Annotated in this window: 21 protein-coding genes and 1 pseudogene; 11 read left to right on the forward strand and 11 right to left on the reverse strand. The window is 34.7% G+C overall.

Features of this window, described 5'->3' with window-relative positions; genetic code table 11:
• Positions 1 to 275 precede the first annotated feature (275 nt).
• The 7 genes and pseudogenes from AB8B65_RS13085 to AB8B65_RS13115 form a co-directional block, all read left to right on the forward strand.
• A pseudogene (locus AB8B65_RS13085) lies at positions 276 to 386 on the forward strand (JAB domain-containing protein); the annotation flags it as partial.
• A complete protein-coding gene (locus AB8B65_RS13090) occupies positions 387 to 1,682 on the forward strand; it encodes a polysaccharide deacetylase family protein (protein ID WP_405301534.1) in 1,296 nt (431 codons plus the stop codon).
• On the forward strand, positions 1,666 to 2,349 hold the full coding sequence (locus AB8B65_RS13095) for a YjjG family noncanonical pyrimidine nucleotidase (RefSeq protein WP_405301535.1): 684 nt from the start codon (positions 1,666 to 1,668) through the stop codon (positions 2,347 to 2,349). Before AB8B65_RS13090 ends, AB8B65_RS13095 begins: the two co-directional genes overlap by 17 nt.
• A gap of 186 nt (positions 2,350 to 2,535) precedes the next feature.
• A complete protein-coding gene (locus AB8B65_RS13100; protein ID WP_405301536.1) occupies positions 2,536 to 3,090 on the forward strand; it encodes a hypothetical protein in 555 nt (184 codons plus the stop codon).
• A 14-nt stretch (positions 3,091 to 3,104) separates the two neighbouring features.
• The gene (locus tag AB8B65_RS13105; protein WP_405301537.1) at positions 3,105 to 4,532 is read left to right on the forward strand and encodes a DUF5723 family protein; all 1,428 of its coding nucleotides are present in this window, start codon (positions 3,105 to 3,107) and stop codon (positions 4,530 to 4,532) included.
• A 141-nt stretch (positions 4,533 to 4,673) separates the two neighbouring features.
• Positions 4,674 to 5,450, forward strand: coding sequence for a hypothetical protein (locus AB8B65_RS13110; RefSeq protein WP_405301539.1), 777 nt, complete (start codon positions 4,674 to 4,676; stop codon positions 5,448 to 5,450).
• 41 nt (positions 5,451 to 5,491) lie between these two features.
• On the forward strand, positions 5,492 to 6,052 hold the full coding sequence (locus tag AB8B65_RS13115) for a hypothetical protein (protein ID WP_405301540.1): 561 nt from the start codon (positions 5,492 to 5,494) through the stop codon (positions 6,050 to 6,052).
• Positions 6,053 to 6,074: 22 nt separating this feature from the next.
• Here AB8B65_RS13115 and AB8B65_RS13120 read toward each other — a convergent pair whose 3' ends face one another.
• A complete protein-coding gene (locus AB8B65_RS13120; protein WP_405301542.1) occupies positions 6,075 to 7,352 on the reverse strand; it encodes a replication-associated recombination protein A in 1,278 nt (425 codons plus the stop codon).
• Positions 7,353 to 7,443: 91 nt separating this feature from the next.
• On the opposite strand from AB8B65_RS13120, the gene AB8B65_RS13125 reads away from it, so the two are divergent.
• Positions 7,444 to 8,199, forward strand: a complete 756-nt coding sequence (locus AB8B65_RS13125) for a rhomboid family intramembrane serine protease (protein WP_405301544.1) — start codon at positions 7,444 to 7,446, stop codon at positions 8,197 to 8,199.
• Here AB8B65_RS13125 and rlmB read toward each other — a convergent pair whose 3' ends face one another.
• The 10 genes from rlmB to AB8B65_RS13175 all read right to left on the reverse strand — a co-directional run bounded on the left by rlmB (position 8,200) and on the right by AB8B65_RS13175 (position 25,062).
• Positions 8,200 to 8,940, reverse strand: coding sequence for a 23S rRNA (guanosine(2251)-2'-O)-methyltransferase RlmB (rlmB, locus tag AB8B65_RS13130; protein ID WP_405301545.1), 741 nt, complete (start codon positions 8,938 to 8,940; stop codon positions 8,200 to 8,202).
• Between the two features lie 73 nt (positions 8,941 to 9,013).
• A complete protein-coding gene (locus tag AB8B65_RS13135; RefSeq protein WP_405301546.1) occupies positions 9,014 to 9,859 on the reverse strand; it encodes a hypothetical protein in 846 nt (281 codons plus the stop codon).
• Between the two features lie 10 nt (positions 9,860 to 9,869).
• The gene (locus AB8B65_RS13140; RefSeq protein WP_405301548.1) at positions 9,870 to 10,712 is read right to left on the reverse strand and encodes a hypothetical protein; all 843 of its coding nucleotides are present in this window, start codon (positions 10,710 to 10,712) and stop codon (positions 9,870 to 9,872) included.
• 17 nt (positions 10,713 to 10,729) lie between these two features.
• A complete protein-coding gene (locus AB8B65_RS13145) occupies positions 10,730 to 12,151 on the reverse strand; it encodes a RagB/SusD family nutrient uptake outer membrane protein (protein ID WP_405301549.1) in 1,422 nt (473 codons plus the stop codon).
• Positions 12,152 to 12,165: 14 nt separating this feature from the next.
• Positions 12,166 to 15,279 (reverse strand): SusC/RagA family TonB-linked outer membrane protein, encoded by a 3,114-nt coding sequence (locus tag AB8B65_RS13150; protein ID WP_405301550.1) that lies wholly within the window; start codon positions 15,277 to 15,279, stop codon positions 12,166 to 12,168.
• Positions 15,280 to 15,637: 358 nt separating this feature from the next.
• Positions 15,638 to 17,269: an aryl-sulfate sulfotransferase gene (locus AB8B65_RS13155; protein ID WP_405301551.1), complete on the reverse strand. Its 1,632-nt coding sequence runs from the start codon at positions 17,267 to 17,269 to the stop codon at positions 15,638 to 15,640.
• A 140-nt stretch (positions 17,270 to 17,409) separates the two neighbouring features.
• The gene (locus AB8B65_RS13160; protein ID WP_405301553.1) at positions 17,410 to 18,315 is read right to left on the reverse strand and encodes a hypothetical protein; all 906 of its coding nucleotides are present in this window, start codon (positions 18,313 to 18,315) and stop codon (positions 17,410 to 17,412) included.
• Positions 18,316 to 18,325: 10 nt separating this feature from the next.
• Positions 18,326 to 20,011, reverse strand: coding sequence for a SusD/RagB family nutrient-binding outer membrane lipoprotein (locus AB8B65_RS13165; protein WP_405301555.1), 1,686 nt, complete (start codon positions 20,009 to 20,011; stop codon positions 18,326 to 18,328).
• A gap of 12 nt (positions 20,012 to 20,023) precedes the next feature.
• Positions 20,024 to 23,263 (reverse strand): SusC/RagA family TonB-linked outer membrane protein, encoded by a 3,240-nt coding sequence (locus tag AB8B65_RS13170; RefSeq protein WP_405301557.1) that lies wholly within the window; start codon positions 23,261 to 23,263, stop codon positions 20,024 to 20,026.
• Between the two features lie 113 nt (positions 23,264 to 23,376).
• Positions 23,377 to 25,062, reverse strand: coding sequence for a hypothetical protein (locus AB8B65_RS13175; protein WP_405301558.1), 1,686 nt, complete (start codon positions 25,060 to 25,062; stop codon positions 23,377 to 23,379).
• Between the two features lie 185 nt (positions 25,063 to 25,247).
• Here AB8B65_RS13175 and rpsL point away from each other — a divergent pair, with 185 nt between their 5' ends.
• From rpsL to AB8B65_RS13190, 3 genes are all read left to right on the forward strand, one after another.
• Positions 25,248 to 25,622: a 30S ribosomal protein S12 gene (rpsL, locus tag AB8B65_RS13180; RefSeq protein ID WP_007094992.1), complete on the forward strand. Its 375-nt coding sequence runs from the start codon at positions 25,248 to 25,250 to the stop codon at positions 25,620 to 25,622.
• Positions 25,623 to 25,645: 23 nt separating this feature from the next.
• Entirely contained in the window at positions 25,646 to 26,122 is a 477-nt protein-coding gene (gene rpsG, locus AB8B65_RS13185) for a 30S ribosomal protein S7 (RefSeq protein WP_405301559.1), read from the forward strand.
• A 19-nt stretch (positions 26,123 to 26,141) separates the two neighbouring features.
• Positions 26,142 to 26,317: GTP-binding protein (locus AB8B65_RS13190; RefSeq protein ID WP_405301561.1), on the forward strand; the 176-nt coding region annotated here is incomplete at its 3' end.

Raw genomic sequence — 26,317 nt, forward strand, 5'->3', positions numbered from 1 at the left:
CGTAAATAATAAGGAACTTCACTAATCCAGAGAATCCTGTAATAGTAATAATGAATCCAATATATTTAGTAATACAATCTCGTATTTCAACTGTATCTTGTCTTAAGTTTTCATATTCTTTTTCTGAAAAATTTATCATAATAAATGATTATAGTTCTGATAAATATAAGAAAAATATTATTAATAATTGTATGTTAAAATTTACAATTTATCATTCAATAATGATGCATAAGATCTATTCTTATAAAGAAGTCTTTAACTTTTGAATAATATATATTACCAAGAAATTGAGTTTAGGAGCCGAAAATTTAGATATAAAAGTATTAGATCATTTAATTATCACAGAAAAAGAGTATTTTAGTTTCGCTGATGAAAACTTACTCTAAATGCTCTTAGTATATACTAAAAAAATTACACCAAGATTACGGTATACATTCAAACATGTACTCACACGTGTTTTAGGAATTCCGATCGATTTTACTACAAAAATTGAAACCTTTATTGCGCATAATGAAGTCAAAATGTCATATGTAAAACAACCACTTGGTGATGAATTTTCTGTGAGAAGTCACGATTTACTATTTGAGCAAGGAATTGGAGAAGTAGACATTACCATTCAGCAATGGGACACAACACCTTGTTTTTTTCCTGCGGGCGAAAAAAGTAGTATTCCGTATGATATATTTGCGGCAAGTTTTTACATGTTAAGTCGATACGAAGAATATTTACCGTATGTAAAAGACGAACACGGACGTTATACAGCTGAGGAAAGTTTGGCGTTTAAAAACAACTTTCTCACCATTCCTGTGGTTGATATTTGGTGTCAGAAATTTTTAAAAATTATATTAGAACGATTTCCAGATGTAGTGCCCGAAAAACGTGAATTTACATACAAGCCAATCATCAATATTCCTGTAGCGTATGCCTATAAAAAACGCGGAATTCTGCGAACACTAGGCGGGTTTGTGAGAGATATTATACGGTTTAAATTTTCACGTTTCATAGAACGTTTTGCAGTATTACTAGGAATGCGAGACGATCCGTTTAATAATTTTGAAACCTTTATTTCGCTGCACAAAACATACAAAACCAAAGCATATTATTTCTTTCAAATTGGCGATTATGCAACCAACGATCACAACATATCTATTTATAAAAATGTGTTCATTCGTTTGATAAAAAACGTTTCCGATTATAGTAAAGTTGGATTGCTAGCTTCGTATGCTTCATTTTTAGAAATTGAAAAGCTCAAAGTAGAGAAGAAGCGACTGACTGCTACGATAAATAGACCTGTAAAACGCGTGCGACAACATTATAACATGCTCAATGTTCCGCAATTTTATAGAGGTTTGATCGATTTAGAATTATCAGAAGATTATTCGATGGGTTATCGTGATGCGATCGGATTTCGTGCCGGCACTTGTAGTCCATTTTATTTTTATGACATCGGTCTGGAAATTCAAACACCTTTAAAAGTAAATCCGTTTTGTATGCAATATACAGGCGCCGAAGATGCTGAGTTTTTTCCGAATGAAATCATGAAAATGGCAACCGAAGTCCAAAAAGTAAATGGTACTTTTGCAGCAATATTTCATAATGTTGTACTTTCTGAGCGCAATATAGAGTGGAAAGAATTGTATATCAATCTATTAAAAGCGTACAGCAATGCAGCACATCACTGATATTTTCTTTGATTTAGATCACACACTTTGGGATTTTGAAAAAAATTCTGCGTTAACTTTCAAAAAAATACTCGATAAAAATAATGTTCCGGTAGATTTTGAACGTTTTTTAGCGGTGTATGTTCCTGTGAATTTAGAATATTGGCGATTGTTTAGAGAGGAAAAAATTTCTAAAAAAGAATTGCGCTATCAACGCTTATCTAAAACATTTAAAGCAATTGAGTTTGATGCTTCTGATGAATTAATCAATCTATTAGCAGCACAATACATAGAAAATCTGTCAAGTTTCAATCATCTTTTTGAGTACACAGAAGAATTATTGAAAAACTTACAGGAAAATTATACGCTTCATATTATAACGAATGGTTTCCGCGATGTACAACAACGAAAAATAAAAGCATCTGGAATTTCGCCGTATTTTGAACATATTATCGATTCGGAAAGTGTAGATGTAAAAAAACCGAATCCGAAAATATTTCATCATGCATTAGAATTGGCAAATGTAGCGCCCGAAAATGCACTGATGATTGGCGATAGCTTCGAAGCAGATATTTTAGGAGCTTTGGAAGTGAAAATGAAAGTTATTCAGGTTGATTTCGACAAAAAATACAACCATTTGCTTTGTCCAATAGTACATCATTTGAATGAAATTGAAAAATTTCTGTAATAAAACTGAAAAAGCGTCGTTTTTTTAATAGAAAGTTGTTATGAAGAAGAGAGTTTCAATACTTTTCTCATGCTGAAATCATTTTAGTACATGTCCTATTGCATTGTTTTTTAGTGAATGAATCCGATTGAAAACTTTTCAACGATTTGCAAACAGACATTCCGTAAATTAAAACTTAGACTGTTAATGCTACAAAAAATTGCGCCCATACTATTAGTATTTCTTCTCGCTTCTTGCGTAAAAGATGTCGATTTTGAACAGGCAGAAGATATTGCTATTTCGCCTGTATTAGAAGCGAGTTTGATCTTTTTTGACTTCCAAGCAGCTCAATTTTCTGAACCGACAGGAACCGCGATTGTAACAGAAGGTGACGACTTAGAATTAGATGTTTTTAACGATGAGTTTTTTCGTGAAAATCTAATAAAAGCCGAATTCTTTTTTGAAGTTACAAATACAATCGATCGAAATTTTAGAGCAGATGTCATCATGTACGATGAAAATGATTTCATACTACATGCATTTGCAATTGACGTGATGCCTAACGGAAATAATGAAGTTGAAGTAACACATACCGAAGTATTTGAAGATGCACTGCTAGAACAATTCACAAATACAAAACGCCTTGAAGTAGTTTTAAATATGTTTCCAAGTCCAACAGGAATTCCGCTAGATGAAAACAGTGTAGGAAATATAAAAATGCGCTCAAAAGCGACTTTATTCTTTTTAATTGATAACGAATAATTAATTGCGATTCTTTGAAAAAACTCAGTTTCATACTGCTATTCATTACTAGTTTTGCGTTTGCTCAAAACAAGCAATTGCTGTATAATTATACAGACATTCCGCAATCGTTGCTATTAAATCCTGGAACAGAAGTAAATTATAAATGGCATGCTGGCGTTCCATTAGTATCACATATTCATTTAAGTGCTGGAAGTTCTGGTGTAAACGCGTATGATTTATTTGCCGAAAATGGTATTGATTTTAATGAAAAGCTACGTCGTGTTGTGTATAATTTAGATCGAAATGACTATTTCACCATCAATCAACAATTAGAAATTTTAAGTGGCGGTTTTGCGTACGGAAATTCGTATGAACCTAATAAATACGTGTCTTTTGGATTGTATCAAGAATTAGATGTACATTTTTATTATCCGCGAGATTACGCGATTCTTGCATTTGAAGGAAATCAAAATAATATAGGACGTGAATTTGATTTAGGAGATGTAAACGCAAAAGGTGAATTACTTTCTGTATTGCATGTTGGTATTACAACGAAAGTAAATAAAAAATTGACTTATGGTTTTCGAGGGAAAATCTATTCGAGTCTTCTTAATTTCAATTCAACCCGAAATCGAGGAAGTTTTATTACCACAGAAGGAACCAATAACTTTTACAATCATACATTCGATTTAGATTTGGAGTTTCAAACTTCTGGCTTCACTTCTTTAGCTGATTTAGAAAATGATGGACAAAATGATTGGAATCAAAAAGCCGTAAAAGAGTTGCGTAAACGTGTGCTTTTAGGTGGAAATTTAGGATTAGGAGTCGACTTTGGATTTACGTATCATCCAAAAGAACAATGGACATTGACAGGAAGTATTCAAGATTTGGGATTCATTTATCATACAAAAGATGTAGAAACCTATACGCTAAAAGGTAAATATACTTTTGAAGGTGTAAATCCATTATTCCCAAACAATGGTTCAGGACAAACAGCAGATGAATACTGGCAAGAAATTACCGATAATTTTGAAGACTTGTTCGAACTAGATACAATTTCGAACAATTATATAGCGTGGCGTTCGCCGAAAATAAATGGTTCTGCTTCGTACAAATACGGAAAAAAAACCTTGAAAGAATGTAATTGCACGGCTGATGATGGTGATTACTTAAACGAAGTAGGAATGCAATTGTTTGCTATTGGACGCTCGCGAAGACCACAATTGGCACTTAGCGCATTTTATCGCAGACAAATATTTAATTTTTTAAGCGGAAAAGTTACGTATACGGTTGATGGTTTTTCAAAAACCAATGTTGGAGTTGGTTTGTCTTCGCATATTGGGAATATAAACTTTTACATTATGGCAGATAATCTACTGGAATACCAAAATCTCGCCAAATCTAATTATGCTTCTGTGCAATTGGGCTTTAATTATATTTTTCCAATGGAGAAAAAGTAGTGGATTCCAATAAAATTCTTAATTTGGAGCCAAATAGTAAAAATAGAAAGTGAAGTAAAGCCAAATGTGTGTTTTTTACAATAAACTATTTATAGTTTGATGCATTCTATTTGATAAAATTAACCTTATAAAAATAAGCAGATGAAACGTTTTTTAGCGAGTGTTGTGGTTCTTTTAATTACATTTTCTTGTTTCTCGCAAGAGCTGAATGAGTACAAATACGTTGTTATTCCGTATAAATTTGACTTTTTAAAGAAGCATGATAAATATCGTGTAAACACATTAGTTCGTCACTTATTTAAAAAAAATGGTTTTGAAGTATTATACGATAATCAAGATTTTCCAGAAGATTTAGGAGATGACAGATGCATGGCGTTGTATGTAGGAATTACGAATGATTCAAGCATATTTACTACAAAAATGGCTATTGTACTTCGCGATTGTTCTAACCAAATTGTGATGGAAACTCCTTTTGGGCGATCCAAAATAAAAGCCTATGAAAAATCGTATAATCAAGCATTACGAAGAGCTTTTGAGGCTGTTGAAAAGAAAAATTATTCGTATCAACCAAAGAAAAAAGTAATGGACGTTCCGCCACCGCCGCCACCAGTTGTTGTTGAAAAAGAAGAAGTTGTTGAGGTTGTAGCGGTTGAAGAAATTGAGGAAGTTGAAGAAGTTGCAATGACAAATACATCAACTGTAAAGAATGCTATTTTATATGCACAAGCCATAGAAAACGGTTATCAATTGGTAGATAGTACGCCAAAAGTGGTGATGATTTTATTAAAAACAGGTGTTCCAAATGTGTATTTAGTCAAAGGGCAAGATGCTACCGTTTTTAAAGAAAATGGGAATTGGGTTTTGTCGAAATCAACAAAGGATGGAAACAAGAAATCTGAGTTGAATATTAAGTTTTAAAGTATTTTTTGAAAAGGTAATAGCAATTAACTCTTTATGTAATGAAATATTTATACCTCTTTTTGTTTTGTATGTTTTTGTCGTGTACACAAAAAACGAAAACAACGTTAACTTCTTCCAACAAAACTGATGTACAAACGACTAAAAATGAAAAGTTTATCAATCAAAATCTTTATGAATTTATTGGTGTTGATATCAACTCAAAAAAAGTACTGGCATATATTAAAGAGTTAGGTAAATTAGAAATTAGAGATTTCTCCAAAGAAAAAAAAGATTATGTATATGAAGACGATGGAATTCAAATTAGAATTGATAGTCTAGGGATTATTGATGCAATTTTTCTTAATAATTATAAAAAAGAGAGTTGGCGACACAAATCTTTTAAAGGTAAACTTCCCTTTGGATTACAGTATCGAGATACATTCAAGGAACTAAAAAATAAGATTGGAGAAGGTGATTTAGTTTTTTCTAGTGGGTTTTATGGCAGAACATTTGTTTGGACATTTCAAGATAGTTTAAAACTAGGAATTGAACTCGAATTATCTAGAAAAGATGATGATAAAATTGTAATACAACAATTGAGTTTACACAAAAAAGGATAAGTGTTGCAGTTATGATAATGCTTTAATAATCATATTTATCTTTCCAACGATTTTTTAAGAAATCACGCAAGCTTTTTTCACGCGGATTGCTTGCTGGATCGTATATTTTTGTATTTGAAATTTCATCTGGAAGATATTCTTGTGCTACAAAGTTATGATTGTAATCGTGTGAATATTTGTAATCTTCGCCATAACCCAAATCTTTCATGAGTTTTGTAGGCGCATTTCGTAAGTGTAGCGGAATGGGTAAATCGCCCGTTTCTTTTACAAGTGCTTGTGCTTTTTTTATTGCCATATACGAAGCGTTGCTTTTTGCAGAAGTTGCTAAATAGACAGCACATTGACTTAGAATAATACGCGCTTCGGGATACCCAATTATAGAAACGGCTTGAAACGTGTTGGTCGCAATAACCAAAGCTGTCGGATTGGCAATTCCTATATCTTCACTTGCAGAAATGAGCATTCTTCTCGCAATAAATTTTACATCTTCGCCACCTTCAATCATTCTGGCAAGCCAATATACAGCGCCATTTGGATCGCTTCCGCGGATGGATTTAATGAAAGCTGAAATGATATCGTAATGTTGCTCGCCAGTTTTATCATACAAAACCGTATTTTTTTGAACGCGACTTAATACCAAATCGTTGGTGATGATGACTTCGGCTGTTCCTTCAGAATTGATAAGCAATTCAAAAATATTGAGCAGTTTTCGGGCATCTCCACCAGAAAGTTTTAATAATGCTTCTGTTTCTTTGAGTGTAATTTTTTTCTTGGCGAGTTCCGTATCTTCTTTGATTGCACGTTGCAACAATTTTACCAAATCATCTTTCCCGAAAGGATTCAATACATATACTTGACAACGCGACAATAATGCAGGAATGACTTCAAAACTTGGATTTTCGGTCGTTGCTCCAATAAGCGTAACCCAACCTTTTTCGACAGCTCCTAATAGCGAATCCTGTTGCGATTTGCTGAATCTGTGAATTTCATCAATAAATAAAATTGGATTTTTCGTGGTAAATAAACCATTGTCTTGTTTTGCACGTTGAATGACTTCACGCACGTCTTTTACTCCAGAACTAATTGCGCTAAGTGTATAAAAAGGTCTGTCGGAAGTACTTGCAATAATATTTGCCAAGGTGGTTTTTCCTGTTCCTGGCGGTCCCCAAAGTAGGAGCGAAGGAATTATTCCTTGTTTAATTTGACGTGTAAGCACGCCAGTTTCACCAACCAAATGTTCTTGACTGATATATGCTTCTAGTGTTTTTGGGCGAATGCGTTCTGCTAGTGGTTCACTCATTTTGTAAAAGTAGTATATTGAAAATAAAGTGACAATTTTTCATGCAAATGAATCTTGGCTGATTTTTTGACTGTTTTGTGTAAAATGCACTATGAGTTCTAAAAAGCATCCTTTTATATTTACACCTGCGGTCATCTTGATTCCATTTCTGTTTATTTTTTCGATTTGGGTTGTGTATTGGAGTGAAGTTCGCTTTGGATTTCGTTTCAATGATTATGGAGTGTATCCAAGAACAGTTCAAGGAATGCGCGGTATTTTTTTAAGTCCTTTTATTCATGGTAGTATGAAGCATCTTTGGAATAATACAGTTCCACTGTTTTTACTGAGTGCGGCTATTATTTATTTCTATCGATCGCATTTTAGGACCATTTTTGTTATAGGATTACTCGGTTCAGGTATTATTACATGGATTATTGGGCGAGAAGCAAATCATATTGGTGCGAGTGGATTTATTTATGTTTTGATGAGTTTTATCTTTTTCAAGGGAATTATTACGGGATATTATCGATTTGTAGCCGTATCATTAATTATCATGTTTTTGTATGGCGGAATGCTGTGGTATTTATTTCCGATAGAATCTCATATTTCTTGGGAAGGTCATTTAGGAGGATTTATTACAGGATTTTTACTCGCTGTTTTTTTGCCAGTAGTATATTCAAAAGAAACATACGAATGGGAAAAAAAGGAATTCGTACCAGAAGACGATCCCTTTATGCGTCATTTTGATGCGGAAGGAAATTTTATTGAAATCTTACCCGATGAAGTGGAGCAGGAGTTAACTGTACCAACTCGATTTAGAGTTAATTACATTTATATTGATCATTCTAAAACTTCTGAAGAAGAATAGTTACGCCAAACGTTGTCGTACAACTTCATACAAAAAAGCACCACAGGCAACAGAAACATTTAAAGAAGCAATTTTGCCTAGTATTGGTAGTTTTGCTTGATGATCTACAATTTTTAGGATAGATGGCGAAACACCTTTTCCTTCAGAACCCATTACAATAGCCACAGGAACTGTAAAATCGATATCATATACATTATTTTCTGTTTTTTCGGTTGCAGCTACAATTTGCACACCAGAACTTTGCAAGTGATAAATAGCATCTTTAACGTGATCTACTTTACAGATTGGAATTTTAAAAATGGCACCTGCTGAAGTTTTTACAGCATCGGCATTTACAGGCGCACCTCCTTTTTTCTGAATAATGATACCATCAACTCCAGTACATTCTGCGGTTCTTATGATGGCGCCAAAATTACGGACATCACTAAGTTGATCTAATATTAAAAACTTAGGAACTTTTCCTGATTCAATGACGTTTAGGACTAAAGAATCAAGATCATAGAATTCCACAGGTGAAATCAATGCAATTACACCTTGATGATTTTTTTTGGTAAGTCTATTTAGTTTTTCTGGCGGAACAAACGAAGTACTGATTGCGTTAGTACGTAAAAGTTGGTCTAATTCGTTAAATAGTTCGCCTCTAAGGCCTTTTTGTATAAAAACCTTGTCAATAGTGCTTCCTGAGTTAATAGCTTCTATAATGGCTCTTATGCCAAAAATTTGTGTATTGTTATTTTGCATGGGACAAATATAAAATAAAAAAACCACCCAGTTGGGTGGTTTTTAGTATGTATTACTAATGTGATATTAATTTCTACATTGGTGTATAAACAGATACTCCATTTTCTCCGTATCCTTCACAGAACCAAGAAATAGTAACAACTCCTGTAGCAACGTCAACTTCGTTAACACCTCCACTTAATGGAATAACAGATCCCCAAGGGTCACTTTGTCCATCCCATTGGATTTTGTTACAAGAGTTACTGAATACTACGTCAAAACTAGTTGGACCAGTACCGTAAGCAGCACTGTAAGGACCTCCATTGTAAAGACCTCCAGAGAAATCTTGTACGAAGAAAGTACCATCACCGTTATCAACGATTTCCATTACTTCAGTATTTGGGTTGAAGCTTGGTAAGAAATCATGGTATCCGTAGTTAGTAGTAACGCTGTACATTCCACCTAAGTCTAATGTAAGATCACATACTAAGTTTACAGTATGTACTACTTGAGCAGAACCATCAGATAATCCGATTCCAACACCTCTAGATGCACTTTGTAAAACGATATCAAAAGAGATATCAGAAGCTACTAATGCAGTAGCTGCTGTAGGAATAACATTTAAAACGATTGTTCCAGAATTTGTATCTGGAGCAATATTAAGAGATCCGCTAACTGTAACAGCATCACTAGAATTACCCACTACATCTTGAATAGCGTAAGTAACATTTAAGCTACTAGGGTTAATAGGTGCTGTAAAGCTTACAGGGATCGAAATTGTAGTTAATGCGTTGTCTACTGATGTAGTAGTCGAAGCAGATAGAAATTCAATCCATCCAGATTCTGGATTTGATTGAAACCTACTATCATCATCACTCACACAGCTATATGTAAGTACCAATACTAATGGTAAGATGAATAATTTTACGATTTTTTTCATAACAGGTTAATTATATTTTAGTTAGTGTATAAGAAGTTGTACCAGTAGCACCGCAAATTTCAGCAGTATCTTCTGCAAAATTAAGAGTTATATTAGTATCATCTCCAACAGTATATGCTCCTGCTGTAGCAGCAGGTCCAAATGCGATAGATCCGCCACAACCAACTCCTGATATTTGTCCTTCAACAATACCATTGGATACAGTAGTACCACAAACTAAGTTGAATGAGAAATCAGCTGGTGTATTAGAGAATCCAAAACTTGGATAACATTTTACATTGAAAATTCTTTCCGTAGAAGCAGTTCCAGCCATTAATTGAACAGTAATACCTGTTCCTAAAGGTGGTGCAAATCCTGCAGCTCCAATACCTCCAGATACAAAATTTAATGTATAATCACCAGTTGCAAATGTTGCAGCAATTGGACAAATTTCTACAATTGATACAGTATGTGTAATTGAACTACCAACACCACCACCTTCAATTGAATCGATTTTCAATGATAAAGTTTCTGGCTGCGTTGTTAATCCATTATCTGTAGCTGTTACAGTTAATGTTCCAAAATATTCTCCTGCAGGAATAGTTACAGTAGAAGGGAAGCTATAGATATCTGTTGAAGCAGAAGTATTATCGGCATCAACAGAAACTGCTACAGTTCTATCAGATGAAGAAATAGTACTTGCTCCTACAGTAATGTCAATAGTATTTGTATTATTAATTTCAACCTCTAAACTTGAAGAAGTTCCGTTAAAGTATGCCAATGTTTGGCTACCATCATATATAACTGATTCTGTTTCTTCACAAGAAGTGAATACGAACAATGCAGTTATAAAAAGTATTGCTATTTTTTTCATTACTTTCTTTTTTTTTATTAGTATCCTGAGTTTTGAACCATATTAGGATTCGCATTTATTTCAGCCTGAGGAATAGGGAATGTAAATTTCTCAGATGAAACAGCTAAAGAACATGGTACAGTTCCACAATCAGCAGGTAATCTTTCGATTCCAGTATTTAATATATTTCTATATCTCTTAATGTCAAGATATCTAAATCCTTCAAAACATAATTCTATTCTTCTTTCATCTTTGATGCTAGTAATAGCTTCGTTTAAAGAAGTGTAAGTCCCTACTGTTTGAGCAGAACCGAATCTAGCTGTTCTAATTGAAGCTATATCAGCAGCAGCAGCAGCGAAATCAGGCGCAGCTTTTCTAGCGTGCGCTTCAGCTCTGATTAAATATATTTCAGAAAGTCTCATAGCTTTGTAATCGTTGATATAGTTAGTATCAGCATTTGGTGGATATTTACCAATTACTAATAAAGGTTCAACAGCACCAGGATCACTTGTTGGATCAACATTTACAGTACGACGAACATCACCAGCAGTAAATGCAGCAAATAATCCGTTTGACATTTCCATAAAGCTACCACCTGTACCTGTAAAGATCCAGTTGAAAGCAATAGCTGCATTGTTTCCTTGAACATTGTCAAATTTGAAAACAACTTCAGTTGTATCACCGTCACCAGCAAACATAGCAGTGTATTGTGCTTGATTTGCTAATGTATAGTTAGAAATAATTGTATTAGCATTTGAAATTGCGCTAGTGTAATCACCAGTATACAATCCGATTCTAGCTCTTAAGAATGTAATAAAGTCTTGCGTTGCATAGTTTACATCTGTAGCACTAGCAGGTATTAAGCTAGAAGCTAAAGTAAGATCGTTTTCAATTTCAGTTAAATTTTCTCCAACTGTTTGTCTCGCTGGAAAACCTGAAGTAGCCACAACATTTTGATAGTATACACCTAAAGAAGAAGCGTTTGTTAAATCTTCTGCATAGTACTCTAATAAGTTAAAGTGTAAGTATGCTCTAAATGCATACGATTGTCCTAAAATGTTGTCATACGTATCTTCTTCTCCTGTTTGAGGAGCGATTGTAGAAGCCGCAGCTAAAAGACGGTTAAAATTGTTAATAGCATTATATCTATCAGTCCAAGTTCCTTGGTCACCACCTTGAGTGTTAAGGATTTGGTTGATTAATGCAATTTGTTGACCACCTGAGTCAACCCCAACTCTACAGTTATCAGTAAAGATAGAATTAAATGCAATTAAACTTGCTTGTCCACCTCCACGGTTGATACTGTTAATAGCTCCACGAAGTCCATTTTCTAAATCGGATACTTGTTGAAAAGCTGTTTCTTCAACTAAAGTGTCCACTGGAAAACGTTCTAATTGATCATCACAACTTACTGTAAAGAGTAAGGTAACAATAATTGGTATTAGAAAATATTTTTTCATTTTTATTTTTTTATTTAAAAGTTTAAGTCAAATCCTAAAGTGAATGTTCTAGGAATAGGATAATCGAAGAAACCTCCAGATTGGTTTCCTTCAGGATCAAATCCTCTCCACTTAGTCCAAGTTACAAGGTTTGTACCTTGAACAAAAACTCTCATTCCAGAAATGACATTTGTTTTCTCTAAAATTTTAGGATCTACTGTATAAGAAAGCGAAATGTTTCTTAAACGTAAGAATGATGCATCCTCTATATAACGATCTCCAATTTCTGCACGACCTTGGAATGTTAATCTTGGAATATCAGTTACTTGACCTGGAGTAGTCCAAGCGTTTAACATAGTAACAGACTGGTTAGCAAATCCTGCTAACGAAGCATCTTCAATAATTGCTAAAGATCCATTACGTCTCCATCTGTCTGCTGAGAAAGAAAATAGTGTATTTAAAGTGAAACCTTTATAAGATATATCAGTTCCAAAACCTCCCGTGTAAGTTGGGTCAAAGTTTTTATCTAAATATACAGCATCATTTGGATCATAATTGTTGGTGATATCACCATTGATATCATAGTAAAGTGGTTGACCATTTGAAGGATCTACTCCTGCCCATCTAACGTCGAACCAAGTTAATGCTTGACGACCTTCAGTTGTACGAAGAGTGTTTCCAGTAAATCCAACTGGTAATTCTTCTACTCTGTTTCTGTTAAAGTTACCATTTGCACGTACAGTAATAGCCCAAGGATTCGTTTGAGACTTTCTTAATACGTCATAAGCAAGTTGTAAATCAACACCAGAGTTTCTCATACTACCAATGTTAGAGATAACAGTGTTATATCCAGTTTGTGCAACAGATAATGGACTGTTAAGAGAGAATAAATCATCAGTTAAGAAGTTATAGTAATCAAATTCTCCTGATAATCTATTATTCCAAAGACCGAAACTTAAACCTACGTTTAATTGGTTTGTAGTTTCCCATTTGATATCCTCATCAATTAATCCACCTAAACCGTATCCAGTTCCTAACTGGTAACTAGTTGGATCTGCAGCTACTGTTTGTAAACCTTGATAACGTCCACCAACAGTTTGGTTACCAACAACTCCATAACTAGCTCTAATTTTTAAAGCATTGATGAATTCTACATCACTCATGAAATCTTCGTTGTCAATATTCCATCGACCAGCAACAGACCAGAATGTACCTGTTGGGTTTTTAGGGAAACGAGATGTTTTATCACGTCTTACTGTAGCAGCGAAACCATATTTTCCGTCGTAGTCTAAATCTAACGTTGCGAATAAAGAAGCTAATGCAAGCTCACTTTCAGATGAAAATACACCTGGAACGTAGTTTAATGCTAGTTCAGTTTCAGCATCTAAAATTCCATCACCGTTTGTATCGTCCCCTTCTTGAGTGTTTCCACTAGTAAAACCAGCAGAAGAACCTGGAAGTGCAGGATTCAATCCGAATGCTGTAAATCCAGCAGATTGTGTGTTAGAATAGTTATACTCTCCATAGATAGAAGCAGATAAATTTAATTTATCAGTAATATCATTTTGGTATCTTAAGAATGCATTCATAATGAAGTTAGCATCTCTGAAGAATGTTTCACTTTGAGATCCTTTAACTTCAGAACCTTGATTCGGTGAAATTAAACCTCTAATACTTGATGGAGTAGTGATTTGTAATAATTCGATATTTGTGTAATCAATACCAAAAGATCCACCAGCAGTTAAGTTTTTAGCAAAATTGTAATCTGCAGAAATACTACCTACTGCCTTGAATTCAGTTTCTTGGTCAGTATTAAATATTGCAGTGTTCAATGCTAAGAATGGAGTGTTTAAGAATCCATTTGCGTTAACTTGATCTCCTGCAGCATTAATTGCTCCACTTCGTACAGTACCAAATGTATTTAAACTTCCATCAGGGTTGAATCTGTTTAAGTAAGGAAGTCCAATATAAGGTACTAAGAACGGGTTGTCTAACTGACCACCTGTATTTCCACCTCTGGCAGCATCAACAATAAAGTTACTCACCGAGCGGTTTAATGTCAATGTAGTTGCATAGTTAAATTTCTTACTGTCAGAACTTCCATTGAAGTTATTTCTGAAAGAGAAACGTTTTAAATCACTACCTAAAGTAATACCTTCTTGCTTGAAGTATTGAACAGATGTATATGAACTAGTATTTTCATTACCAGTTGAAATACTTAATTCGTGAGATAATGTTGTTCCTTGTTGGAAAAACACATCTGACCAATTTGTATTTGTTTGTCCTGAAATAGCAGCAATCTGTGTATCAGATAATCCATCACCAAATTGTGTTCCTGGTAATAAATCTCTTTGAAAAGTTAAGAATTGGCTTGCATTCATAACCTCAAATCTAGTTTTAGGTTTTACAGCAACACCGTAAAGCGTTCTGTACTGAATGTTTATTCCAGATCCTTTCTTACCTTTCTTAGTAGTAACGATTACTACACCACCGGCACCTCTGTTACCGTAAATAGCTGTAGCAGCCGCATCTTTCAATACTGATAAAGATTCGATGTCATTTTGGTTTAAACTTCTAAAGTTATCCTGATCTACTGGTACACCATCAATTACGAATAATGGCTCAATATCACCTTGTAGAGATCCACGTCCTCTAATGATAATTGTTGCAGATTGACCTGGTTGTCCAGAACCTGTGTTCACATTAACCCCAGCAGCAGCACCCTGAAGTACCTGATCTAACGAGTTAATTGGAACTTGTTCAATTGTCGAACCATCTACTGTAGCAATTGCAGATGCTACTTTTGCACTGTTTACAGCTCCACCATAAGCGACTACTGTTACAGCTTCTAAAGCTTCACCTTCTTTTAATTGTACATTGATAGTTGCAGACTTAACCTTGATTTCTTGGTTAGTATATCCTACATAACTAAATACAAGCGTTTGCCCGTTGTTAGCTTTGATAGAATAATTACCGTCGAAATCAGTAGTCTTACCTGTAGTAGTACCTTTAATCAAAACAGTTGCTCCTGGCAGCGGCATACCTGTGTCATCGGTAACCGTACCTGAGACAGTCTGTTGTTGTGCAAACAGAATCTGCACAAATAACGCTAGGAATAGCGTTAGAATTCCACTAAACTTTGTTCTCATTTTTTTAATTTATTTGAATTAGCTATCGCCAAAAATCCTAATTATATGTTAATAATCCAATTTTTTTTTCTTAAAAATGCTCAGAAAGATTAAGTTTTTTTGAAAAACAGGGTTTATTTTGTATTAATTTATAAGGGTATAGGTGTAGAAATGAGGGGGATGCGGGGCTATTAAACTTAAAATTATCAAAACGATACAGTTTTGTTAAATATTTTAACGGATTGATAAAAAACTGATGGATAAGCCGCTACTTTTCTGTTTTTTAGCTTTTTTATCAAAAAACTCAATAATTCAAAAGGGCGAATTATTGAGTTTTATCTATAAATTATATAAAATAAATACCGAGATTAAGATTTGCTTATTGTTTTATGATTTTTGAAGTTGATATTTTGTTGTTTGCATACACCTTCACTATGTATATTCCTGCACTATTTTTATTTAGATCAATGGTTCTTTTTTGAGTAGAATGTATTAGTTGACCAAGCATGGAGTAAACTTCAATTTTATCAATGGATGTATTTCCTGTTATTGAGATTGTATTTTTTGTTGGATTTGGTGTGATTTGAAAATTAATAGCTTCTGATTCAGTTACGCTTAAAATTGTACATCCAGTTGTGTTGGGGTTTTGTTCAACAGCTACGGTTGGTGTAAGTGTGCGTCCATCAAAAGCTGGATAATCCGAAGCATATCTTAATGCTCTGAAAGTAAGGTTTGGTGAAGTTGTTGAATCATCTCCTTGCGATAAAATTCCAGTAGGTGTAACAGGATTAATATATTCCCATACAATTTCTTCACTAGGAGTTATTTCAAAAAAATAGCCATCATCACCATCGCAAATGAGTGTGTTTCCGTTAGGCAATCGTTGTGCACTTGATAAAATTCTAGAATAAAAATCAGTTTCCACAATTGCTTTGTATGTGTAGTCTGTATTTGTTGGTCCATAAGCTGCTCCTGGTGTGTAGCTGTATACACCATCTGAATCTTCTGGAGGTGAAATAATATCTATTTGTGATACACTTGGGAGGCGAGTAAGACCATTGTTGAATACTATGATTTTTCTTTCATCATCTAATCCGTCAGCTATAAAATGTGGGTAGTGTTGACCAAATAATTTTTGATCACTTGGAGTGCCTCTTTTGTATGCTTGTGGATTTCCCCAGCGATATAAGAAATTACCTCCTTTGCCGCGAGCGCCGCCTGTATTGGTTGCTGCTTGCGTTGTTGTAGTGCTATGATCAATAATATAAATTTCACTAAGTAATCTTGAACTTATTACAATTTGATCTAATCTTTCATCGTATTGAATGGAGTTGAAGTGTAGCCAATTTGCATTTCCTGCTGAACCTCCTAAAAAGTTTATGTCAAGTAGTTGCGGATTGTCTTCAACTACACCAAAATTATCTTTCGTAGGATCTAAATCTTGTATTAAATGATCATTTACATTCCATTCCCAAACAACATTTGCTCCGTTAGCTCCGACAGGTTCTAGTTCTAGTATTTGCTCATTAAATAGCTTGCCTTGTGTAATATCATTTGGATCTCTACCAGCTTGAAGGGCTTCTGCTTCGGTCATTGTAGATACGGCTAGCATTAGTATGTTGCCATTTGGCATGGGAAATACATCATGGTGTTGAGATACGGTTGTAGAAGAGTAAGTATATTCCCAAAGTAAATTACCATCCCAATCAAATAGTTCAACTTTTCCACCAACACCGCCAAAGTTTATATCTGGATTTGATATTCTGCCAGCTCGAAGTAGATTTCCATTTTCTAAAAGGTATACTGCGTTTCCTGGAGCAACAGTACTTGTCCATTGATTCACAATTTCTCCACAATTATTGATGAGATATGTTTCTGTATGTCCTGCTGGTGCATATAGTGTATATCCGTTATAAGTCCCTTGATTGTTTGTTAATGTTCCAACTGTATTTTGGGCTTTTGCATGAATAAAGAACAATAATACACCACATAAAAAGAGCTTCTTTTTCATTTGATTTTTCATAGCGTTGATTGTTTAAAAAAGCTGATGTTGACTTTTTAGTCTCGAAAAGTAAAGAATATTAACTTAAAAAAAAACTGCCTTTGAATAAATTTCAAAGGCAGTTTATATTATTTTAAAATCTAATGATTTTATTCATTACATAAGTTTAATGCAATTGGTCCAGCTCCTGATCCAGCAGTTCCAGTAGCTACAGTACTACCGCTTGGTCCGTAGATTTGGAAAGACATTTCTCCCCAAAAATCACCATTAAAAGTCCAGTCTCCACTTACTCCAGCTGGAATAGTGATAGTTGCTGAGCCAGAACTAAGTCCACTTGTACATGGATAGCCAGGCGCTTCATAAGGTGTGCAAAGTCCGATTTCGATAGTAGATCCATCGCTTAATGCAACTGTGATTCCAGCTCCGCCACCGTTACCAGTAGTTGGTTGCCATCCATCACCATAAGAATCTTGCATATCAATAACCCAGTTACCAGCAGGTAACGTAGGTGAATCACAAACTACAGTAGATGAGAAAGTATGATCTGCGGATTGATTGTCAAAGTTAGCACTTACATCTGAAAAAGTTCCTTGCGGATTAGTTAATGCTAATCTATAATCAAATTTATCACCACCTTCTAAGCTTGAGGCGTCAATTGCTAAAGCAGCAAGAATAGATGCTCCGTCATAGGTAACATTTACTTCAGGGTATCCTCCTGTTGAAGAAGGTGTGAAGCTAGATGATTCTACTGTTGCTAGTAAAGCTTCAGGGGCAGTGATGTTTTGTCCTGTAATGCTTACATATACTTCTACTTTAGAGATGTCAGTTCCTCCAGCAGGAGAAATCAATTGATAATCCTTAGAGAAGCTTGAGCTAGCTGGGTCTAATTTGTTAACGTTTGTAGAGCCATTTGTTGTAATTTCTGAAGCAAATGGTACTCCTGTATTGATTAAATCATCAAAATCAACAGGTAACGTGTCGTCATCTTTACAGCTGTAAAATGCTATACATACAGCACTTAAAGCTAGGATTGTTTTTAAAAATTTATTTTTCATAATTTATTTTTTATTGAATAAATCCAGCAGGATTGTTATCCCAAAATACTTGTACTGCAAGTCCAGGCTTTTGCGATATGTTTATATTTCTATCAACTGTAACGTTTGGATACAGGAATGATCTTGGGAATGTCCCCGTACCTAATAATGTAGGTTGTAAGTTTCCTGGTGCTCCAGTTCTTCTGTAAAGGTTGTATCCTTCTACTCCGTTTCCGTACATTGCTAACCAGTATTCTTTACCAATGATATTCATACGTTCTGCATCACTTGTAGCGGCCATGTATGCGTCTGTAACCGCAATTACATAATCATCTATGTCGCCTGAAGTAGTTACATTTGTAAAGTCTCCTGGATTAGGTAAGAAAGAGGTAACAGTATTCATAGAAGATCTAATTCCTTGCTCTAACATAGCAGCAGCGTCATCAGATGTACCTAAAAATAATGCAGCTTCAGCTCTCATGAAATATACAAATGAGTCCATCATAATTGGCCATATTCCGGCACCTTGTAATCCATCATTATCATCAATTCCATCAGCATCGTTATCATCATAACGTCCACCTACAGGATAAACTCCGAACGTAGTTCTTTTAGTGTTATCTGGTGGAATACCTTCACGATTTGCATGATCTCTACCCCAATAACCATCTCCTCTACCAAATAATGAGCAGAAAGGTAATGGAACAGGTTGCATAGCGTCAATTGCTGTATACGTTGTAGGTCTTGGGTCATTCCAGCAGCTTATTTCATTATCTAGAGTAGCTTCATCAGAAGGAAAGCCACTTGATTGTCTGTATACATAGTATCTTAATCTTGGATCATCCTCACCTTTTTCAACGGCTAATGCCCACATTAAATAGTTAGGAATGTATTCTCCCGTATTGGCAGCTAAATATTCTTCAACAAAATATGGGTGTCTACTTTGTGGGTTTATCGATGTTCCTGAAGACCATTTGAAATCTTCTGAACTTGAAGTGATAATATCTCCACTTGTAAGTAATGCGTTAATTCCTGCTGCAGCTCCTGTTGGATCAATAAGTCGTCTGTTTAAATAGTACTTTAATTTTAACGAATTGGCAAATTTGCTCCAGTTAGGCATCGTATTACTGTTGTCTTCACTGTAGTATAGGTCATTAAAACCAGGTGTATTTGCATCAATACTTGCAAAATCAGCTAATGCTAAGTCTAATTCAGCTAAAGCAGCATCATATACATCAGCACCAGCATCAACAGCTGGGAAAACAATTCCGTTATTTCCTTGTAGTGCTTCTGTATAAGGAACGTCGCCGAAATAATCGACCATTGTCATCATTGTGTATGCTTTAATGATTCTAGCAACACCAATATGTCTAGCGCGTCCAGAGGCAGTAGCAACTGGAATTAGTAATTCTACTTCGTTTAAGATATTGGCGTATGCAGTTGTCCACATGTTGCTATTACTAGCGTTTGTGTTGTTATAGTTTATGGCATATGTATCAAACATATATTCTAAACGTACAGCTTCTGCACCAGATTCAGTTGCATTTTCAAAAAATTGTGCAAGCTGAAACTGTATAAAGTTCAGATTTGTATCCGCATCCAATGCTTCGGGAGTCGGAACGTTTGGATCTACTAGTAAATCTAATTCTGTTGTTTCACAAGAGAAGACAAGTATTAGACCTAGCAACCAAAATAATATATTACTTTTTATTTTCATTGTTAATTTTTTTTAGAAAGTTACTTTTACGCTCATACCGTATCTTCTTGAATTCCAAGAAGTCAAATAGTCAAATCCTTGAGAGTTACCTACACCTAAACTGTTTAATTCAGGATCGTAGTTTACACTGTCTGGAGTATTAAATGCTTTTACAAATAAGTTTTGACCAGAAACAGTAAATGATACATTTCCGAATGGTGTTTTGTCTAACCATTTTTTTGGAAGTCTATAGCTAATAGCTGCTTCTCTTAATCTAATGTGAGTAGCGTCGTATATTAATACTTCATCAATTCCAAAACCAATATTATTAAAATATGCTTCGGTAGCAGTTAATTGAATGTCGTTTGGTTGTCCAGTAGCTTGACGTACGCCTGGTAATACAATACTTTGAGTTCTGTCAAAATCTGTATCTTCAACAAGTCCTCTACCTACTAAGGCACCAATTGTTGTTGCGTAAATGTCTCCACCTTGTTGGTATTCCCATTGCATGTTGAATGTCCAGTTTTTCCAAGTTAATCCAGTATTTACTGTAGAGAACCAATCTGGATTTGGATCTCCAATAACTCCATTTTCAGGATCTTGAAGCCAGTACCCATCTTCTCCTACGAGTCTGTTTCCGTTTTCGTCTTTTGCAATTTGTCCACCAACAATTACACCTAGTGGTTGATTGTTAATCGCAGCATTTGTTGTTGAGCTAAATAAACCTCCGTACTGGATTTGTTCTCCTTCATCAAGACCTTTTACAACACTTTCATTTTGTGTAAAGCTACCAGAGATTTTAAATTCAAAGTCTTCTGTTCTTACAGGAGTAATGTCAAAGCCAATTTCAAAACCTTCATTAATTACATTACCAATATTTGTAAATGTGCTTGTGTATCCTGTTTCAGGAGCTAAAGGTCTAGCGATAATTAGGTTTTCTGTGTCTTTATTATAATATGTGAAGTCAATTCCAACTCTGTTGTCTAAAACTCTTGCTTCAAGACCAATTTCAAATTCTTTAGAAAGCTCTGGCTTTAAGTTTGGATTTGGTAAGAAGTTTTGAATACTTGTTGTCGTAGTTCCAAGTCCACCAGCTGTTTGGAAAATATTAGGAACTAAAGAAACTGCACTTCTTGTAGTATAAGGTACTGTGTAACCAGGAGAAGTACCATAACCAGCTCTAAGCTTTAAGAAGTTTAATCCGTTTGTAGAACGTAGTCCTTCAAAAGCAGATGTAGGAATGAATGACATACTTACACCAGGTGAAAACTGTGATCTGTTTTCCTGTTCAAGTGTAGAATCCCATTCGTTTCTCAAAGAAGTGTTTAAGTATAAGAAATTCTTATACGAAAGTGTTCCTGAAACATATGCAGCCACGTTATTTCTTTCATTAAATGTTTGGTATGTTTGGCTGTTATCAGCAAAAACAGTTCCTTCAATAATAGTACTTGAGTTGCTAAAGTTTAAGTGATTTAATAAACCATAGATGATTTGATCTCTACTTTCGGAGCCATCACGTTCAAAAACTTGACGCTTCGTTGTACCTCCAATTGTGGCTTGCAATCCAAAGTCTTCGGAAAGTTCTTTATCTAAAGTAAATAGTAAAGATTGATCCCAAATAGTGAATCTTTGCGAAGTTGTTTGTAAATATCCGTTTGGATGTAAACCATCATTAGACCCTTTGTTGATTGCGCGTGTTCCTCTTGTGTTTTGACTGTCAATACCTAAACGGTAACTTACATTTAACCAATCTGCAGCAGCATAAGAAGCTACAAAGTTTGTAAATACACGATCAGTACTTTGCTTGTCTTGAGTGTTGTTAAGCGCCCAAGCTGGGTTTGTACGATCATTACCACCTCTATACCAAATACTTTCTCCAGTAATTGGGTGTTGGTTTGGTAATGTAATATCAACACTTCTTGGTAAGTAAAGAATATTCCAAATAGAAGCAACACCTCCAGTACCAGCAGTAGATGATGTTACGTCACTACCAGTAGAAGCATCTGTAAAAGGACTTCTAATATCTGTTTTAGCTAAACTAATTTTACCAGATAAGGTAAATTTGTTTGACATTTTGTAGGTTCCTCCAACTGAGAAGTTATCTCTTCGTAAGTTGTTGTTTGGAATAAATGATTGATCTTCAACATGTGCATAAGAAGAGTTGAAGCTTCCTTTGTCTCCAAATGCACCAGAAACATTTACAGAAGTGCTAGCAATTGTTCCTGTTTTAAAGAATGCTTCTTGACTATTATAAGGTCTGTAAGTAACATCTTGTGCGTCTAAGTCTGTTCTGCCAGGAAATAACACTGATGGTTCAACACCAAAGTTATTTACAAGCGATGTTCTAAATGCGTTGTCAATAGTTGCTTGACTATCAAAACGTGCTCCCCAGTTACTGAAAAATGCACCATATACGTTTTGGAAACCGTTACCCCAAGTGTCTTGATAGTCTGGTAAAATAATGTCGTTGAAGAAAATAGATTGATTAATAGTAACTTCCATTTTCTTGTTAGCATCTTTTCCTGTTTTCGTTGTAATTAAGATTACACCGTTACGTCCTTCACCACCATATAATGCAGTTGCACTTAAGCCTTTTAAAATACTTACGCTTTCAATGTTGTTAGGGTCAATGTCGGCAAATCTACTTGCTACGTTACCAGATTGGAACGCTCCTGAGCTTGCGGATTGGTTTGCGCTACCTGAAGATCCGTCAAATGGTACGCCATCCACAATAAATAATGGTTGGTTTCCACCTGTAATAGAAGACTGTCCTCTAATAATAATGTTAGAACCACTACCAGAAACCCCTCCTGAACCAGTAATTCGTACACCAGAAGCTTTACCACGTAATATCTTACCGATATCGGTGTCTGCTTTTTGCTCTAAGTCTTTACTGTCAACCGTAGTTACGGCATACCCTAAAGCTTTCTTTTCTTTTTTAATACCCTGTGCGGTAATAATTACTTCTTCTAGTTGGTTGTCAGGTTCTAAAGAAACATTGATGGTGCTTAAAGCACCAACTTTAACTTCTTTTAGTTTGTAACCAACATAACTAAATACCAGTGTTTGTCCTTGATTTACTGAGATGGAGTAATTACCATCAAAATCAGAAGTTGCACCTTTATTAGTCTCTTTAACGACTACGCTGGCCGCGGGAAGCGGAATTCCAGATTCGTCGGAAACAGTACCTTTGACTGTTTTTTCTTGTGCAAGCGCAAGCTGCACCATTAACGCCAGCAAAAGCGTCAACATTCCATTAAACTTTGTTCTCATTGTGTTAATTATTTGAATTAGCTATTCCAAAAATCCTAATAATATGTTAATATTCCTATTTTTTTGAGGAAAAAAGTGGCTAGTTGTCGATAAAAGTAGCATGTTGACTGATGCTAAAAAGAAGTTGATAGACTTATATGCACCTTAGATTCAGATAGTTTAATGGTGGAATCATCCGTTTTTCCAACTGCATAATTAATTTTTAAAAGTCCCGATTTAGATCGAATACCAAGTCCAAAACCAAAACCATATAGTTTTACATCTGTTCCAGTTAAATCGTCTTGTAAATAAGTGAAGTCTATAATGGAGTGTACATACGAATTTCGCGAAAGAATATATCTGTACTCAGTATTGATTGTGCTATATAATGTAGCTTCTAAACTATTTTCGTTAAATCCTCTAATGGATTGTATTCCTCCTAAGCGGAACTTTTCATTCGTTAAATATTGATCGGAAATTAACGCTTCAGAAGTATTGTTAATATAAAAGAAGTTTCTGTCATTCAGTTCCCATAAATAGTTTCCAGTAAATGAAAATTTCGTTTGCTCGTTCTTTTCACGATTATTAGTTCTGCTACCTAATTGCGCTTCTAAGCTTGCGTATATTTTATTTGGGAAAATGCTGTAATTATTATTTCGTTTAGAAAAAGTATACCCAGCAGTCGTAAAGAAACTTTTATAATCATCAATATTTGTATTGGTATTATCTTCTAGTAAGTTATTTGATTCGGTTTGTAAAATTCCGGCATGTACTTGATTGTTTTGGTTAATTTGATAGAAGGTATTTAGTTTCGTATTGACAATATTGAAAAGAGAGTCGCGTCTAAAAATATCCAATCCAGCATTAATACCGATAGGTGAGTTAAAAACATAAGGAATCTTCAAATCTGCTAAAAACTTCGTTTGTCCATTTCCATCATTCTTCCATAAAACGGTAAACTGTTCGCCGGCATTCAAATTATTGATCAATTTCAAATCGAGATAACCATTCAATTTCAAATTTCCCGTTTCCTCATCAGAGTTAAATCCTAAAAAACCATCAAAAAAATTACTCTTTACTTTCTCAATATATACGTATAAGGTTGTAGAGTCTTTTGTAAAAAGCAATTCAGGATCTTTAATTTGACGTGCAAAAGCTAATTGATCAATGCGTTTTGTCTGTTTGGTAATTTCATCTTTATTAAAAACGTTTGAGGTCAATCGTAAATAATGTTTGGTGTATGATTTTGGAAATTTCTCATATCCTTTAATAATAATCTTATCCAAACTTCGCTTTTCAATAACTTTAATGTCTAAATCGGCTACAATAGTTTGCTTGTCTTTAATAATATTTTTTAGCTGAACTTCTGCAAAAGGATTTCCTGTATTTTGAAAATTCTCGACAATGGCTTCTAAAAACGGTGTCAAATCTTCGGGCGAAATGGTAAATGTGCTATCGGTGTAAATTAGATTAAATGCCTTTAGTAGACTTTCGTCTAAATTGTCGCTGTTGTAATTAATAGTTAAAGAAGTATATTTTGTATTCAGGCTGAAAGTACTCTGGTAAATAGAATCATTCACCTTCTCAAGTTTTGAATAAGAAGCGTCAAAATAGCCAATATTAAAAAACGCTTTTTGTAAAGAAATAAGTTCGTCTGCAATAGATTTTATATTTTCGTGCGATTTCTTATAGTTTGTTGCGTTAATAATTTGCTGCGCATCGGCGGTATTTCCATTAATTTGTAAAGTTTGTCCACTGACAAATAAAGAACAAAAAAGGATGAATAATAAAAGGGAAATATGTAGTGTTGATTTTTTCAAGCTAAAAAGGTGAATAAGATCATGCTTCAAAATAACGTAAAAAAACAGGAAATACTATGTGGAAACACTCGAAAAAATTAATCTTATTGAAAATTAAGTCGTTAAGATTTGAATAATTCGAAATAATACTTACCTTTGCCGCCCTCTAAAGAGGGTTTTAACATCAAAAATATATTTAATAATAGATGCCAACAATTTCACAATTAGTAAGAAAAGGAAGAGCCAAAATAACTAAGAAGAGTAAATCGGCTGCTTTAGATTCTTGTCCTCAGAGACGTGGAGTTTGTACGCGTGTATACACGACAACACCGAAAAAACCGAATTCAGCAATGCGTAAAGTTGCAAGGGTTCGTTTAACAAACGGTAATGAAGTGAATGCGTATATTCCAGGAGAAGGACACAATCTACAAGAGCACTCGATAGTATTAGTTAGAGGTGGAAGGGTAAAAGATTTACCAGGAGTTAGATATCACATCGTTCGTGGAGCTTTAGACACCGCTGGTGTAGAAGGTAGAACACAACGTAGATCTAAGTACGGTGCAAAACGCCCAAAGAAGTAATTAAAAACTTTTAATGTAAAGACATGAGAAAAAGTAAGGCTAAAAAAAGACCTCTTTTGCCAGATCCAAGATTTAACGATCAGTTAGTAACGCGTTTTGTGAATAACTTAATGTGGGATGGTAAGAAGTCGGTAGCATTCAAAATTTTCTATGATGCAATTGATATTGTAGAAGAAAAGAAAACAGACGAAGAGAAATCAGGTTTGGAATTGTGGAAAGATGCATTATCTAATGTAATGCCACACGTAGAAGTTCGCTCTCGTAGAGTAGGTGGAGCTACATTTCAAATTCCAATGCAAATTCGACCAGATAGAAAAGTATCTATCGCTATGAAGTGGTTAATTAGCTATTCTCGTAAAAGAAACGAGAAGTCAATGGCTTTAAAATTAGCTTCTGAAGTATTGGCAGCTGCCAAAGAAGAAGGTGCAGCAGTTAAAAAGAGAGTAGATACACATAAAATGGCTGAGGCGAATAAAGCATTCTCTCATTTTAGATTTTAATTCATTACATAACTAAGAAATGGCTAGAGATTTAAAATATACTAGAAATATTGGTATTGCTGCGCATATTGATGCGGGTAAAACTACTACGACTGAGCGTGTACTATATTATACAGGTGTAAGTCATAAAATTGGAGAAGTACATGATGGTGCTGCTACAATGGACTGGATGGAGCAAGAGCAAGAACGTGGTAT

It is taken from the genome of Kordia sp. (assembly GCF_045105435.1).
In the GTDB taxonomy this organism is placed as follows: Bacteria; Bacteroidota; Bacteroidia; order Flavobacteriales; family Flavobacteriaceae; genus Kordia.